General features: G+C 67.4%; 15 protein-coding genes. All 15 read left to right on the top strand.

The annotated features are described in order from the left end of the window. Positions 1-505: 505 nt before the first annotated feature. The 15 genes from EJB06_RS20620 (at position 506) to EJB06_RS32615 (ending at position 15,492) form a co-directional block, all read left to right on the top strand. Positions 506-835, top strand: coding sequence for a hypothetical protein (locus EJB06_RS20620; RefSeq protein ID WP_126075902.1), 330 nt, complete (start codon positions 506-508; stop codon positions 833-835). Between the two features lie 47 nt (positions 836-882). Then, complete coding sequence (locus EJB06_RS20615; RefSeq protein ID WP_126075901.1) at positions 883-1,905, top strand: TIGR03790 family protein; 1,023 nt, start codon at positions 883-885, stop codon at positions 1,903-1,905. Between the two features lie 174 nt (positions 1,906-2,079). Beyond that, on the top strand, positions 2,080-5,127 hold the full coding sequence (locus EJB06_RS20610) for an ExeM/NucH family extracellular endonuclease (RefSeq protein ID WP_229427183.1): 3,048 nt from the start codon (positions 2,080-2,082) through the stop codon (positions 5,125-5,127). Positions 5,128-5,138: 11 nt separating this feature from the next. Then, positions 5,139-5,747 carry an NF038129 family PEP-CTERM protein gene (locus EJB06_RS20605; protein ID WP_126075900.1) on the top strand — a complete coding sequence of 203 codons (609 nt, stop codon included), beginning with the start codon at positions 5,139-5,141 and terminating at the stop codon, positions 5,745-5,747. A gap of 253 nt (positions 5,748-6,000) precedes the next feature. Then, positions 6,001-6,444 (top strand): type II secretion system major pseudopilin GspG, encoded by a 444-nt coding sequence (gene gspG / locus EJB06_RS20600; protein WP_126075899.1) that lies wholly within the window; start codon positions 6,001-6,003, stop codon positions 6,442-6,444. Between the two features lie 41 nt (positions 6,445-6,485). Continuing rightward, a complete protein-coding gene (locus EJB06_RS20595) occupies positions 6,486-7,673 on the top strand; it encodes a type II secretion system F family protein (RefSeq protein ID WP_126075898.1) in 1,188 nt (395 codons plus the stop codon). Beyond that, entirely contained in the window at positions 7,670-9,358 is a 1,689-nt protein-coding gene (locus tag EJB06_RS20590) for a GspE/PulE family protein (RefSeq protein ID WP_126075897.1), read from the top strand. Before EJB06_RS20595 ends, EJB06_RS20590 begins: the two co-directional genes overlap by 4 nt. Further along, positions 9,351-10,157, top strand: a complete 807-nt coding sequence (locus tag EJB06_RS20585) for a type 1 periplasmic-binding domain-containing protein (RefSeq protein WP_126075896.1) — start codon at positions 9,351-9,353, stop codon at positions 10,155-10,157. Before EJB06_RS20590 ends, EJB06_RS20585 begins: the two co-directional genes overlap by 8 nt. Next, positions 10,154-10,699: a PilN domain-containing protein gene (locus tag EJB06_RS20580; protein WP_126075895.1), complete on the top strand. Its 546-nt coding sequence runs from the start codon at positions 10,154-10,156 to the stop codon at positions 10,697-10,699. Before EJB06_RS20585 ends, EJB06_RS20580 begins: the two co-directional genes overlap by 4 nt. Next, a complete protein-coding gene (locus tag EJB06_RS20575; RefSeq protein WP_126075894.1) occupies positions 10,696-11,268 on the top strand; it encodes a hypothetical protein in 573 nt (190 codons plus the stop codon). The genes EJB06_RS20580 and EJB06_RS20575 overlap by 4 nt, the downstream gene beginning before the upstream one ends. Next, entirely contained in the window at positions 11,265-11,807 is a 543-nt protein-coding gene (locus EJB06_RS20570) for a hypothetical protein (RefSeq protein WP_126075893.1), read from the top strand. Before EJB06_RS20575 ends, EJB06_RS20570 begins: the two co-directional genes overlap by 4 nt. Positions 11,808-11,887: 80 nt before the next feature. Beyond that, positions 11,888-13,783 (top strand): secretin GspD/PilQ domain-containing protein, encoded by a 1,896-nt coding sequence (locus tag EJB06_RS20565; protein ID WP_126075892.1) that lies wholly within the window; start codon positions 11,888-11,890, stop codon positions 13,781-13,783. Continuing rightward, on the top strand, positions 13,783-14,262 hold the full coding sequence (locus tag EJB06_RS20560; RefSeq protein ID WP_370660144.1) for a type II secretion system protein: 480 nt from the start codon (positions 13,783-13,785) through the stop codon (positions 14,260-14,262). The genes EJB06_RS20565 and EJB06_RS20560 overlap by 1 nt, the downstream gene beginning before the upstream one ends. A gap of 17 nt (positions 14,263-14,279) precedes the next feature. After that, complete coding sequence (locus EJB06_RS20555; RefSeq protein ID WP_229427182.1) at positions 14,280-14,669, top strand: type II secretion system protein; 390 nt, start codon at positions 14,280-14,282, stop codon at positions 14,667-14,669. Beyond that, a complete protein-coding gene (locus EJB06_RS32615) occupies positions 14,635-15,492 on the top strand; it encodes a type II secretion system protein (RefSeq protein WP_229427181.1) in 858 nt (285 codons plus the stop codon). The genes EJB06_RS20555 and EJB06_RS32615 overlap by 35 nt, the downstream gene beginning before the upstream one ends. The last annotated feature ends 2 nt before the right edge of the window (positions 15,493-15,494 follow it).

Raw genomic sequence — 15,494 nt, 5'->3', positions numbered from 1 at the left:
TTTTTCATGTCCAGGTGGCAGCGGCAGGGCAGGCGCATTGGTTGTCAGACAACTTAAATGCTGCGTCGCAACAACCTGCTGCAATCGATTTCTAGCGTCTTGTTCAAAGAAAATGTTGCTAAATACACTTAGTTACAACTTAGGGCTTTTTTCGTGTCCTGAAATTGACGTTTCCAAAAAATTTTTTATGTTTCCCGTCAGGCATGTTCGGACTACGTTAGTTCTTCCTCGTTCAACATCGGATAAAATAGATAAAAATAAGCAATTTGTGAAATCTTGAAATAAATTTCCCCACCAGAACTGTTTCCCCACGCATAGAATTCGGTCCGTTATCCGAATTTATCTGATGTGAGGAAGTATGTTTTTTAACGTATTCAAGCGCGCCATCCTCTGCGCCGGCATCTTCGCACTGACCGCATGCGGCGGTGGAGAGCCGATCGGCACGACCAGCAGCCCCGTTACCAGCCCCGTTGCCAGCCCTGCCAGCACGGTTGTAAATTCCGCAATGCAGCAATCTTCCCTCCCTTCCACCGGCGCGCCCGCCAGCGCCCCGGGTGGCGCCGTGCAGCCGGCCGCGCCGCTGGTGAGCGCGGCCGAGCGCGAGGCCGAGCAGCTGCGCATGGTGCCCTACGAACAAGCTTTCTCTATCGAAATTCAGCGCCGCGCGCAAGAGCGCCCCGAGCATTTGCGCGGGCAGGGCGAGGCCAGCCCGCCGCCCGCGCCGCCAGCCTGCGCGGCAGCGGCAACGGCCGATCCGGCCGATCCGGCCGCAGCCGCCGGCTGCCCGCCGGGGGCGCCAGGCAGGCAGCCGGCGCCACCGGTCCAGGCGCTATAATCGGCGCTGCGGGGCAAACGGCCCCGTTCCCCGACCCTGGCGATTCGATGACCCTGCGCGCTGCCCTGATGCTGATCCTTGCCCTGAGCGGCGCCACCGGCCAGGCCGGCGCCCAGGGGGTCCCGGCGTCGCGCCTGCGGCCCAGCCAGCTGGCCCTGGTCGTCAACGACGCCGAACCGAACAGCGTGGCGATCGCCGCGTATTACCGCAAGGCGCGCGCGCTACCGGCCGCCAACATCATCCATGTGACGATTCCCGGCAAGCCGCAGCGCCTCGACGCCGCCGCCTTCCGCGCGCTCAAGGAGCGCATCGACAGCCAGCTTCCGGCCGGCATCGACGCCGTGCTGATGGTGTGGAGTGCGCCTTACGCCGTCGAATGCAATGCCATCACCGCCGCCTACAGCATGGGTTTCGACGCCGGCCAGTGCAGCAATACCTGCGCCGCCAGCCGCCCCAGCGCCTATTTCAACGCCAGCTCGGTGCAGCCGCTGGCCGACTTCCGCATGCGCCTGTCGATGCTGCTGCCGACCGATTCGGTGGCCCAGGCCAGGGCCCTGATCGACCGTGGCGTCGCCAGCGGCTTCCGCGTGCCGAACGCGACAGCGTATTATCTGGTGACCTCGCAGGCGGCCCGCAATGCGCGGGCCGAGCTGTTTCCGCGCGACGGACAGATCGCCGCCAAAAAAATCCGCACCAAAACCCTGCACAGCGACGCGCTCGAAGGCGTGAGCGACATCATGATTTACCAGACCGGCATGGCGCGCGTCGACAAGCTCGACAGCGTGAAGTTCTTGCCGGGCGCGCTGGCCGACCACCTGACCTCCTTCGGCGGCGACCTGTACGGCACCAGCCAGATGAGCAGCCTGCGCTGGCTGGAAGCGGGCGCCACCGCCAGTTACGGCAGCGTGAGCGAGCCCTGCAACCACTGGCAAAAATTCCCCCATCCCGGCATCCTGCTCAAACATTACCTGAGCGGCAGCACCGCCATCGAAGCCTACTGGCGCAGCGTGGCCTGGCCGACCCAGGGCCTGTTCATCGGCGAGCCGCTGGCCGCGCCGTACGGACGCTGAGGCAGCGCCGCCATCGGCCTGGGTGTTCCAGGCGGGGCGCTGTCATCATGTTGTCATTTATCACAATTATGATGAAATTTACTATGGAAGAATACTTTTTGCTAACATAGAACTCCAACGTCCGTAGTCAGCATGACAATGACGATTCCAATCTCCTCCCTTCAGGAAGTTTCGATGAAAAAGCTCGCAGCAACCCTCCACGTTCCCGGCCGGCTAACCGTGCTGGCCGCACTGATGGCGGGTTTTGCCTCGCCCGCGATGGCGGTCTCGCCCGACCTCGTGATCAGCCAGGTGTATGGTGCCGGTGGCAATGCCAACACCACCTTCTTTACCCACGACTACATCGAAATCTTCAACCGGGGCAGCGCCCCGGTCACCGCCGAAGGGTGGAGCGTGCAGTACGGCTCGGCCACCAGCACCGGCGCCTGGAGCGGCAAGTCGGCCCTGCCGACCTTTACCATCGAACCGGGCCAGTACGTCCTGATCCAGCAGCAGAGCGGCGGCACGGGCCAGCCTGCGCTGCCAACCCCGGTCATCGTGCCGCAAAGCGGTTTTAACATGTCGGGAACCACCGGCAAAGTCGCCCTGGTGCGCGATACCGCCACGCTCAGCGGCGCTACCCCGACGGGCGCCAATATCGCCGACCTGGTCGGCTTCGGCACCGCCAACGGCGCCGAGGGCACGCGCGCGCCGGCCATGTCGGCATCGCTGGCCCTGTTCCGCGCCAATGGCGGCTGCGCCGACAGCGACGACAACAGCGCCGATTTCGCCACCGGCGCGCCGGCCCCGCGCACCAGCGCCTCGGCGCGCAATACCTGCGGCGCCACCGTGCCGCAAGCCAAGCCGATCGTGCCGGTCTGCCCGGCCAGCCTGGCCATCGAACAGGGCCAGCCGGGCGCGCTCCTGCTGCGCGCCTCGGATGAAGACAGCATCGTCGACGGCGCCGTGATCGCCAGCGGCGCCGTGCCCGGCATCAGCCTGGGCAGCCTGACGGCGGCAAGCGCCAACGGCGCCTTCGCCAGCGTCAACCTGCAGGCTGGCGCGGCCCTGGCCTCGGGCAGCTATCCGCTGGTGATCCGCTTCACGAATAATGCCGGCCAGGAAGCGACCTGCCCGGTGAACGTGAGCGTCTCCGGCGCCGCCACCATTGCGCAGATCCAGGGCGCGGGCGCCGCCAGCCCGTTCGCCAATGTCAGCGTCAGCACCCAGGGCGTGGTCACGCACAAGGTGTCGAACGGCTACTTCATCCAGGATGCCAACGGCGACGGCGACCCGGCCACCTCGGACGGCCTGTTCGTGTTCACCGGCACCGCGCCGGCCGTCGCCGTGGGCGACCTGGTGCGCGTCAAGGGCACCATCGTCGAGTACAGGCCGACCGGCGCGCTGCGCACCTACACGGAAATGAAGGACATTACCGGTACCGACGTGCTCGGCAGCGGGAACAGCGTGACCCCGGCCAATATCGTGTTCGAGCCGGGCATGGACCTGGCGCGCTACGAAGCCATGCTGGTCAATATCAGCAATTCCCTGACCGTCAACCAGACCAATTACCTGGGCGACCGAGGCGAGCTGACCTTGTCGGTGGGCCGCCGTGAAACCGCGACCAACCGTTTCCGTCCGGGCACGCCGGAAGCGCTGACGCTGGCGGCCGCCAATGCGCGCAACGAACTGGTGCTCGACGACAGCTGGTTCGTCACCCCGCCGCCCGCCACCCCGCCATGCGCCGACGTGGTGGCGTGCTCGGGCATCCCTTACCTCGGCCAGGATGGCACGGTGCGCGCGGGCGACAGCGTCAGCAACCTGGTCGGCGTGGTCGACTTCGGCGCCATCGGCGGCGGCCGCACGGCCTTCAAGATCCAGCCGACCATGGCGCCGTCGTTCACGCGCAGCAATCCGCGCCTGGCCGCGCCGGAACTGCCGGTCGGTAACGTCAAGGTCGCCAGCGCCAACGTGCTCAACTTCTTCACCACCTTCCTCGACGGCGCCGACGCCTGGGGCCGCACGGGGCAGGGCTGCAAGGTCGGCTCGACCACGCGTGCGTCGAATTGCCGTGGCGCCGACAATATGGCCGAATTCGTGCGCCAGCGCGACAAGATCGTCAACGAACTCAAGGCCATCGACGCCGATGTGGTGGGCTTGATGGAAATCCAGAACAACGACGATATCGCGGTCGACTACCTGGTCAGGCAGCTCAACGCCGCCATCGGCGCCGACGCCTATGCCTACGTGCCCAAGCCGGCCAGCACCGGCACCGACGCGATCCGCGTGGCGATGATCTACAAGCCGGCCAGGGTCGCGCTGGCGGGCGGCGCGCTGTCCGATGGCGACGCCGTCAACAACCGTCCGCCGATGGCGCAGACCTTCAAGGCCGGCAACGGCGCGAAGTTCTCGGTGATCGTCAACCACCTCAAGTCGAAGGGCGGCTGCGGCTCGGGCGCGAATGCCGACCTGGGCGATGGCCAGAGCTGCAATAACGCCACCCGCGTGCAGCAGGCGCAGCGCCTGGCCAGTTATTTCATTCCGCACGTCGTGGCCAGCGCCGGCGACCCGGATGTGCTGGTCATCGGCGACATGAATGCGCACGGCTTCGAAGATCCGATCCACCTGCTCAACCAGGCCGGCCTGGTCAACCAGCTGGAACGCTTCGTGCGTCCGTCCGGCATTCCTTACTCCTACGTCTTCGACGGCGAAAGCGGCTACCTCGACCATGCGCTGGCAAGCACCTCGCTCGACGCCCAGGTCGTCGGCGCCACCGAATGGCATACCAATGCGGACGAACCGACCGTGATCGACTACAACACCGACGCCAAGAGCGCCGCCGCCCAGGCCCTGTTCAAGAACGATGCCTTCCGCTCCTCGGATCACGATCCGGTGGTGGTGGCCCTGAACCTGGCCCCGGCCCAGCTCGACGTCACCGCAGCCTTCCGCGAAGAGCGCTCCGGCCTGAGCGTCGACCGCAAGGCCAACAAGTTCAGCGCCACCATCACCCTGACCAACACCTCCGGCGCGGCCATCGACGGCCCGGTCCATTTGTTGCTGACGGGCTTGACCGAGGGGGTCACTCTTGATAATCAGTCAGGTGTTGCAGGAAATGAACCTTATGTGAGTGTTAACAATGCTACAATTCCCGCTGGGGAAAAAATCACACTCAAAGTCGTGTTCAGCAACCCGCGTCGACTTGGTATTGGTTTCGTTAGTAAAATTTTAAGTGGTTCAATCTAAAGGGAAGCAATATGTTCAATTTCAGGACTTTTGTAAAACAAGCGCTGCTCGCCGCCACCCTGGCTTTCGGCATCGGCAATGCATCGGCAGGACCGACGTATCACGTCGACATCAATACCAGCCAGTTTTCGGGCCTCGGATCGGTTGATTTCGTCATGTCCGGCTTTTTCGGCGCTTCCGGCGCGATTGCGACGGTGAGCAATTTCACCGGCGCCCTGGGTGAAGAGTTCGATCGTTCCGGCAGCGTGGTCGGTGCCCTGCCGGCTTCGGTCAGCCTGGCCAACACCATGATGTTCAATTCGGTCTCGCATGACCTGACCCTGGGCGGCATGTTCGGTTTCGACGTCAGCTTCAGCGGCGACTTCCTGACGGTGCCGGGCTTCGGCTCGACCTTCAGCGTCTCGATGTACGATGCGCTGGGCGATTACCTGACCCAGTCGGTGTCGGTGGTCGAGTTCAGCCTGATCCCGTACTCGGTCGATAACGACGCTGCCGTACGCTACACGACCGACAGCATCGTCCGCGTGGCGGTGCCGGAACCGTCGGACCTGCTGCTGGTGCTCACCGGCCTGGGCCTGGTCGCCTTCGTGCGCCGCCGCGCCACCAGGGCGGCACGCTAAGTGCCGGCATGGCGGGCCGTGCGGCCCGCCTGCCTGTATGCAATGCACATTTGTCCGGCGACGGCAGATGTGCATTTTTTTTGCCGGTCCGGCAGCGCCGCCACCGCTCCGCAAAGCGCGCGGCAAGCACCGTCGAAATCCTTGCTCAAAAGCATGCCAAACCTTGCTGCGCCCGCTATGAAAGAATAGTTGTCGCAACCGTCGGCGGCATGGTAGCCTTGCACGCCAAATTCAGCATTGAGGAGTCGAACGGATGTTTGCAGTAACGAAAATCAACCACTCCCGGCGCGTGCGCCATGCGGGCTTCACCCTGCTTGAATTACTCGTTGTCATCGTCATCATCGGCTTGCTCGCCGCCTATGTGGGACCGAAGTATTTTGCCCAGCTCGGCAAGTCGGAAGTGACGGTCGCCAAGGCCCAGATCGAAGCGTTCGAAAAGTCGCTCGACACCTACCGCCTCGATGTGGGCCGCTACCCGACCACCGAAGAAGGCATGGCTGCGCTGCTGACCGCGCCCGCCACCGCCGGCGCCAAGTGGAACGGTCCCTACCTGAAAAAAGCCGTGCCCCAGGATCCATGGGGTCGTCCCTACCAGTACCGCGCGCCGGGCACCAAGGGCGAGTACGAAATCTTGTCCACCGGCAAGGACGGCCAGCCCGGCGGCACCGGCGAAAACGCCGACATCACGTCGCAATAGATTCCTGACCCCGCAGTTTTTCGTTCCCCTTCAAAGGCCTCATGCAGTTTGCTGTCCGTACCCTTGCGCCCGACCTGAGCATTCAGAGCCAGGTGGTCGACGCCCAGGATGAGGCCGATGCCCGCCGCCAGTGCGAAGCGCGCGGGCTGTTCGTCAGCGCGGTCGAACCGGTGCGCGCCGCCGGCCTGCGCCGCGGGCGTGGCGCCAGCCTGTCGCTGGTGCTGTTCAGCCAGGAGCTGCTGGCCTTGCTGACCGCCGGCCTCGGCATCGTCGAAGCGCTCGAAGCCCTGCTCGAAAAAGAGGCCAATGTCGCGACCCGCAGCGTGCTCGAACGCCTGCTCGGCGGCTTGCGCGAAGGCAAGCGATTTTCCAGCGTGCTGGCCGACCAGCCCGACCTGTTTTCCCCGCTCTACATCGGCATCGTGCGCGCCGCCGAGGGCACCAGCGACCTGCCGCGTTCGCTCGCGCGCTACATCGATTACCAGCAGCGCATCGACGTGGTGCGCAGCAAGATCGTCAGCGCCGCCATTTATCCGGTGATCCTGCTGCTGGTCGGCGGCGGCGTGAGCATGTTCCTGATTACCTACGTGGTGCCGCGCTTCGCCGAGGTCTACCAGGGCGCCGGCCGCAACCTGCCGTGGATGTCGCAAATGCTGCTCGGCTGGGGCCAGTTCGCCGGCAGCCACACCGGCCTGCTGCTGGGCGGCCTGGGCGCGCTGGCCGCCGGCCTGGTGCTGCTGTGGCGGCGCCTGACCCGCAACGGCGGGCTGGCGCGCCTGGTCACGCGCCTGCCCGGCATCGGCGAGCGGGTGCGCATCTACGAGCTCTCGCGCCTGTACCTCACGCTCGGCATGCTCAGCGAAGGCGGCATCACCATCGTCAACGCCATCGATACCGTGCAAGCCATGGTGTCGAGCTCGATGCGGGCTTCGCTGGCGGCGGCCCGCAGCGCCATCGAAGCCGGCCTGCCGCTGTCGGCCGCCTTCGAAGCGAACAGCCTGACCACGCCGATTTCGCTGCGCATGCTGCGGGTGGGCGAGCGCACCGGCGACATGGGGCCGATGCTGACCCAGTCGGCGGCCTTTTACGACGGCGAAATCAGCCGCTGGATCGACCGCTTCACCCGCACTTTCGAACCCCTGCTGATGGCCGCCATCGGGCTGGTCGTCGGCGCCATTGTGGTGCTGCTGTATATGCCGATTTTCGATCTGGCGGGAGACATGTCGTGAGTTCCGCCGCCGTCCTCGATCCCACCCTGCTGGCGCGCGCGCGCGCCCGCAGCCTGCAGACGCAGCGCCCGCTGGTGGCCGAACTGGAAGCGGCCAGCGGCCTCGATGCGCGCCAGATCGTCCAGGCCCTGGCCGAGCCGTTCGGCCTGGCCGTGATGGAAACGGCCGAGATGCTCGGCTGCGCCACCGCCTTCGACCTGCTGCCGCTGGCGCAGGCCCTGGCGCGCCACTGCGTGCTGCTGCGCGCGCCCGGCGGCCAGGTGCTCGGCGTGATCGCCGATCCCTTCGACGTCGACCTGCAGACCTGGCTCGGCACGCGCGCGCGCGCCACCCCGGCCGCGCCGCTGAACCTGCGCCTGGCGCTGCAGTCGGACATCCAGGCCTACCTGTCCAAGCAGGAAGAGTCGGCGCGCGCGGTCGACACCCTGGTGGCCAACGTGGGCGACGCCCGGCGCGACGGCAAGACCGCCGCCGTGCTGTCGTTCGCCTCGGTGTCCGAGGCCGCCAGCCCGGCCGTCAAGCTGGTCAACTCGACCCTGTACGACGCGCTCAAGGCCGGCGCCTCCGATATCCACCTCGAGAGCACCGCCGGCGGCCTGGCCGTCAAGTACCGGGTCGACGGCGTGCTCGATCACGCCACCTCGGTCGGCGGCATCGAAGTGGCGGAGCACATCATCTCGCGCCTGAAGGTGCTGGCCGAACTCGATATCGCCGAACGCCGGGTGCCGCAGGACGGCAGCTTCCGGGTCGAGTCGGGCGGGCGCGAGATCGACCTGCGCGTCTCGATCATGCCCAGCATTCACGGCGAGGACGCGGTGATCCGGATCCTCGACAAGCGCGCCATGATCGAGGCCTACGGCGCGCTCACGCTCGAAGCCCTGGGCTTCGACGCGCCCTCGCTGGTATCCTTGCGCATGCTGGCGCAGGAAGCCTACGGCATGCTGCTGGTGACCGGGCCGACCGGTTCCGGCAAGACCACCACCCTGTACGCGGCCCTGACCGAAATCCACAACGGCCGCGAAAAGATCATCACCATCGAAGACCCGGTCGAATACCAGCTGCCCGGCATCCTGCAGATCCCGGTCAACGAAAAGAAGGGCCTGACCTTCGCCAAGGGCCTGCGCTCGATCCTGCGCCACGACCCCGACAAGATCATGGTCGGCGAAATCCGCGACCGCGAAACCGCCGAAATCGCGGTGCAGTCGGCCCTCACCGGCCACCTGGTGCTCACCACCGTCCACGCCAACAACGTGTTCGACGTGTTCGGCCGTTTTACCCACATGGGCATCGACCCCTACGCCTTCGTTTCGGCGCTCAACGGCATCTGGGCCCAGCGCCTGGTGCGCACCAACTGCCCGCACTGCGCGGAACAGTTCACGCCGAGCGACGCCGAACTCGATGCGGTCAACCTGGAACGCAAGGACGTGAGCGACTACCTTTTCATGCAGGGCAAGGGCTGCGGCGATTGCCGCGGCACCGGCTACAAGGGGCGCCGCTCGATCGCCGAAATCCTCACCCTCAACGACGAGATCCGCGAACTGATCGTCGACAAGCGCCCGATCCGCCAGATCAAGGCCGCCGCCCACGCCAACGGCACCCGCAGCCTGCGCCTGGCCGCGCTCGACCTGGTCAAGCGCGGCGCCACCACGCTCACCGAAATCAAGCGGGTGACCCTGCATGCGTAGACGCTTCGGACAATCGCTGCGGGTCGGCATCGCGCCCGGCGCCGTCGCGCTCCTCAAGACCAGCCGCTTCGGCGGCCATGCGCCCGAACTGGTGGCCGAACTGGCCTTCGACGGCGGCAGCGACCCCGCATCGATCGCCGCGACCTTGCGCCAGCTGCTCGACGGCTGCGCCAGCTGGCCGGTCTCGATCGTGCTGGCCGACGAACTGGCGCGCATCTGGCAGGTAACGCCGCCGGCCGGCAGCGCGCGCCTGGCCGACCTGGAAGCGGCCGCCGCGCTGCGTTTCCAGACCCTGTTCGGCGAGCCGGCCGGCGCCTGGCAGCTGGCCGCCGGCTGGGATGCGGCGCGGCCCTTCCTGGTCGCCGCCTTGCCGCGCCAGCTGCTGGCCTCGATCGGACAGGTGTGCGCCGCCCAGCGCACGCCGCTGGTCGCACTGGCGCCGCAATTCGTGGCCGGCTTCAACCAGTGGCGCGCGAGCCTGAAGGCGGGCGCCTGGTATGGCCTGGTGCAGCAGCGCGTGCTGACCATGGCCGCCATCGAGGACGGCGCCATCCGCGCCGTGCGCGCGGCGGCGCTGCCGGACGGCGCCGATTGCGACTGGCTGGCCGCGCACGTGGCGCGCGAAGCGCTGCGCCTGAATCTGTCCGTGCCCGCGCGCCTGAGCGTGTCGGGCCACGCGCCGGCCGCCTGGAGCAAGGGCGCCACCCATCCCGCGCTGGCCTGCCAGTTGCTGGGCCAGGGGCAGGGCGGCGGATGGTCCGACTGCGCGCGCCTGGCCGCCACCGGGAGCCGCCCATGAAGCCGGTGCGCATCGATTTCGCGCCGCCGTCCTGGCAGCGCACCTTGCACCGCGCCGGTCCCGGCACCTGGGCCGTGGCCGTGATCGGCCTGGCGCTGTGCGCCGGCGCCGCGGCGCTGGGCTGGCGCCTGCTGGCGCAGCAGCGCGCCGATAGCGAAGAACTGGACGCGGCGCGCCTGCGTTCGCGCGCTCCCGTGGTGACGGCGCCGCTCGCCCAGGGGCCGCGCATCTCGGAAGCGCAGGCGGCCGGCGTGAACGCCGCCGTCCTGCAACTGAACCTGCCCTGGCGCGCCCTGTACGACGCCATCGCCGCCGCCACGCCGCCCGGCATCGGCATGCTGGCGCTGGAACCGGACGCGCGCAAACGCAGCCTGAAAATCACCGCCGAAGCGAAAAGCAGCGATGCCATGATCGAATACGTCGAACTGCTCAAGCGCGAAGAACTGTTCGCCGGCGTGACCCTGACCCGCCACGAAATCAACGAGCAGGATCCGAACAAACCGATCCGCTTCCAGCTCGAAGCCGAATGGGTGGCGCCATGAGCGCGCCCACGCCCACGTTTGCCGCGCTGGCGCTGCGCGCGCGCCTGGCCGTGGCGGCGCGCGGCTCGTTCTTTTGCGGCGCCTGCGTGCTGCTGCTGGCCGGCGCCGCCGCCGTCGCCTGGCTGCTGCCGCAGCGCGCGCTGCAGGCGCAGCGCCACGCGGTCGCGCTGGGACTGGCGCGCATGCCGGCGCCTGCCGACAAGCCGGCGCCGGTCGTCGCCAACGAGAACCTGGCCCTGTTCTACGCCACCCTGGGCGAGAAGCGCTACGCCGAGCAGCAGGTCAAGACCCTGTTCGGGATCGCCGCCAAGAGCGGCCTGTCGCTCTCGCAAGGCGACTACAAGTCCGGTTACGACCGCAACGCGCGCGTGCACACCTACCAGGTCACCTTGCCGGTCAAGGGCAGCTACGGTGCGATCTGGAAGTTCACGATGATGTCGCTGCGCGCGATTCCCTTCGCCTCGCTCGACGACATCAGCTTCAAGCGCGACAGCATCGGCGAGGCGGCGCTGGAAGCGCGCGTGCGCATGACCTTTTACCTGGCCGAGCAGCCGGGAGTGCCGCAATGAGCCCGCGCCACCTTGCCATGGGCGCGGCCGTGCTGGCCGCCGCCGGCCTGCTGGTCTTCGGCGATAACAAGCCCGAGCCGGACGTGGCCGAAGCGGTCGAGCGCAGCGCGCCTTCTGCGGCTCCGGCGCCGGCCGCGCCGCGCGCTGCGGCGACCGTGGCCGCCGCGCCGGCCGAACCGGCCATCCTGCGCCTGGCCGCGCGCGACGCCCTGATCGGCGAGGGCGACGACTTCGGCGGCGGGGTATTCGGCAGCCAGAACCTGAACCCGCCGCCGCCGCCGCCGCCGCCGGACAACACGCCGCCGCCACCGCCGCCGCCGCCCAGCGCGCCGCCGCTGCCCTTCGTCTACATCGGCAAGGCGGTCGGCGAGGGCGCGTGGGAAGTGTTCCTCGCGCGCGGCGACAAGACCTATATCGTACGTAACAAGATGGTGATCGACGGCGTGTACCGGGTGGACGCGATTGCGCCGCCCACACTGACCCTGACCTATCTGCCCTTGAACCAGGTTCAACAGCTCAACATTGGAGTCTTCGACTGATGGCTAGCCACCGGATTGGCACACGCTGCCTGTATTTGCCACCCTGGCGCCGCCTTGCGCGCGCCGCGGGGGGGGCGCTGATGATGCCGCTGATGCTGCTGGCGCTGGCCGGCTGCGCCGGGCGCGCCGCTTACCTCGAAGGCAATTCGCTGGTCGAGAAGGATGAAGTCGAGGCGGGCCTGATCAAGTACCGCCAGGCGATCGACGCCCAGCCCGAAAACCCGGTCTTCCGCGCCGCCTATCTGCGCGCGCGCGACCGCGCCGCCACGCGCCTGCTCGACCAGGCCGACCGCGCCCTCGCCGGCGGCAAGAGCGCGCCGGCGCTGCAGGACTACCAGCGCGTGCTGGGGTTCGACCCGGCCAACGAACGCGCGCGCGCCGGCCTGCGCCTGATCGAGATGGACCAGCGCCACGCCAAGGCGATCGAGGAAGCTGCCGCCGCCGTCGAGCGCAAGGAATACGAACCGGCGCGCGCGCGCGTCGCCGCGATCCTGGTCGAGCGTCCGCAGTACGAGCCGGCGCGCCAGCTGCAGCAGCAGATCGCCGAACAAACCGCCTTGCCGGTCGCCGAATCGGGCCTGTCCGCCGCCTACAGGACGCCGATCAGCATCGAGTTCCGCGACGCCCCGCTCAAGCAGGTGCTCGACGTGATCGCGCGCCGCTCGAACCTGAACTTCATCTTCGACAAGGACGTCAAGACCGACCAGAAGACGTCGATCTTCCTGAAGAACAGCACGGTCGAATCGGCCATCTACTACCTGATGGTGTCGAACCAGCTGGACTACCAGGTCATGGACGGTAATACCCTGCTGGTGTACCAGAACGTGGCGACCAAGCTCAAGGAATACCAGGAAATGACGGTCAAGACCTTCTTCCTGGCGAACGCCGAAGCGAAGGTGGTGGCCAACACCCTCAAGACCATCCTCAAGTCGCGCGACGTGGTCATCGACGAAAAGCTCAACCTCGTGATCGTGCGCGACAACCCGGAAGCGATCAAGCTGGCCGCCAAGCTGGTGGCGCTGCAGGACGTGGCCGAACCGGAAGTCATGCTCGAAGTCGAGATCCTGGAGATCAAGCGCAGCCGCCTGCTGGAACTGGGCGTCGCCTGGCCCACCAGCGTGACCCTGGCGCCCCTGACCACCCCCGGCGGCGGACCGCTCACGCTCGACACCGTGCGCGGGCTGGGGCGGGCCGACATCGGCCTGTCCTCGCTGTCGACCACGATCACCGCGCGCAAGACCGACGGCGATTCGAACACCCTGGCCAATCCGCGCATCCGCGTGCGCAACAAGGAAAAGGCCAAGATCGTCATCGGCGACAAGGTCCCGAACATCACCACCACCTTGTCCGCGGGCGGCGTGGCGAACGGCTTTTCGCAGGAGTCGATCACCTACCTGGACGTCGGCCTGACCCTGAACGTGGAGCCGACCATCTACCTGAACAACGAAATCGGCATCCGCGTGGGCCTGACCGTCAGCAGCCTGCTCGACACCATCACCACCGCCTCCGGCACCACGGCCTACCGCATCGGCAACCGCGAAGCGACCACCATGCTGCAGTTGAAGGATGGCGAGAACCAGGTGCTGGCGGGCCTGATCAACAACGAAGACCGCAGCAACGGCACCAAGATCCCGGGCGTGGGCAACCTGCCGGTGGTGGGGCGCCTGTTCGGGCGCACCGCCGACGGCGCCGACCGCACCGAAATCGTGCTCTCGATTACCCCGCACCTGATCCGCAATATCCAGCGTCCGCCGGCCAGCGCGTCCGAGTTCAGCGCCGGCACCGAGACCAGTTTCCGGCGCCGTCCGGACACTACCCCGCGCGCGCCGGTGGCGATGCCGCCGTCGCCCGGTACGCGCGCGCCTGCGCCTGCTGTTCCGGCGCCGGCCCCGGTGCCGGTCCCGGTTCCGGAAGCGCCGGCCGCCGCTGTCACCCCGGTGCCGGCCCCGGAAACCACGCCCGCGCCGCAGCAATGATGGCGCACGGGCGGGGCCGCGGCTTCACGCTGATCGAATTGCTGGTGACCCTGGCGATTCTGGCCCTGCTCGGCACCCTGGTGGTGCCGGTGACGCAAGTGACCATGCAACGCCAGCAGGAACAGGAGCTGCGCCGCGCCCTGCGCGAAATCCGCCAGGGCATCGACGCCTACAAGCGCGCCTACGACGAAGGCCGCATCGCGCGCGCCTTGAACAGCAACGGCTATCCGAAGTCGCTCGACCAGCTGGTCGAGGGCGTGCCCGACGTGCGCAGTCCGACGCGCGCCAAGATTTTTTTCCTGCGCCGCGTGCCGCGCGACCCCTTCAGCGCCAGCGGCGACCTGAACCCGGCCCAGACCTGGGGCAAGCGCAGCTACGCCAGCGAGGCCGCCGACCCGCGCGAAGGCGAGGACGTGTACGATGTGTATTCGACCTCGGACCGGGTCGGCCTGAACGATGTACCGTACCGCAAATGGTAAAGAGGATGCAAGCCCGGATGGACGCAAACCAAGCCCGCGCTCGGCGCGGCTTCACCCTGATCGAACTGCTGGTGGTGCTGGGCATCGTGGCGCTGCTGCTCACGCTCGCGGTGCCGCGTTTTTTTCCGAGCATCGACAGCGCCAAGGACACGATCCTGGCCGACAACCTGCGCAATACGCGCGCCGTGATCGACCAGTATTACGCCGACACCGGGCGCTATCCCGATTCGCTGGAACAGCTGGTCGAGAAAAAATACCTGCGCGCGATCCCGGTCGACCCGGTGGCCGACAGCAGCACCAGCTGGATCCTGGTGCCGCCCGACGACACCACCAAGGGCAACCTGTACAGCATCAAGAGTGGGGCGCCCGGCAATGACCGTCACGGCAAACCGTATCTCGACTGGTAGGGCCGCGCCGCGCCGCCTGCGCGCGCCCGGCTTTACCTACCTGGGGCTGATCATCCTGGTCACCGTGATCGGGCTGGTGGGCGCGGCCAGCCTGAAGGTCGGCTCGCTCATGCAGCGCGCCGCCGCCGAAGAAGAACTGCTGGCCATCGGCGCCGCCTTCAGCGATGCGCTGCGCAGCTACGCCGCCGCCACGCCGCCCGGCCAGCCGCAGCAGCCGCCCACCTTGCAGGACCTGCTGAAGGACCCGCGCTTTCCCGGCACGCGGCGCCACCTGCGCAAGATATTCGTCGACCCGATCACCGGCAAGGCCGAGTGGGGCATCATGTATGTGGGCGACAAGCAGGGCGTGCTGGGCGTCTACAGCCTGTCGGACGCGCCGCCGCTGAAGGTCGGCAATTTCGACGCGCGCTTCCTGAACATGGAAAACAAGACCAAACTGTCGGAGTGGAAGTTCACCTTGTCGACCCTGACCATGGCGCCGCAGGAAGCGATGACCGCGCCTGCGCCGAACCAGGCGGCGCCGCTGTTCGCGCCGCCGGCCGACGCGATGGCCAGGCCGGCCGACCAGACTGGCGCCGTGCCGCCTGCCGCGCCAGCCCAGGAAGCGGGCGCCGAGGCCGCCATCCCGCCAGCGGAGCAGGCGCAGCCGGAGAAGGTCGAGCCGGCGGCGGACAAGCCGGCCGAGCCGGTGCAAACGGTGGAGCCGCCGCAAGAAGATGAATCCGGCAAGAACGGCCAGGAGGCCGCCGGGCAGGACGAGCGCCAGCGCGACGAACGCCAGCGCGACGACGGCCGCCGCAACGAGCCGAAACGCGAAATGTGAGG

This window comes from Massilia atriviolacea (genome assembly GCF_003953935.1).
GTDB lineage: Bacteria > Pseudomonadota > Gammaproteobacteria > Burkholderiales > Burkholderiaceae_D > Telluria_A > Telluria_A atriviolacea.
This window is presented reverse-complemented; position numbering and strand designations above follow the sequence as displayed.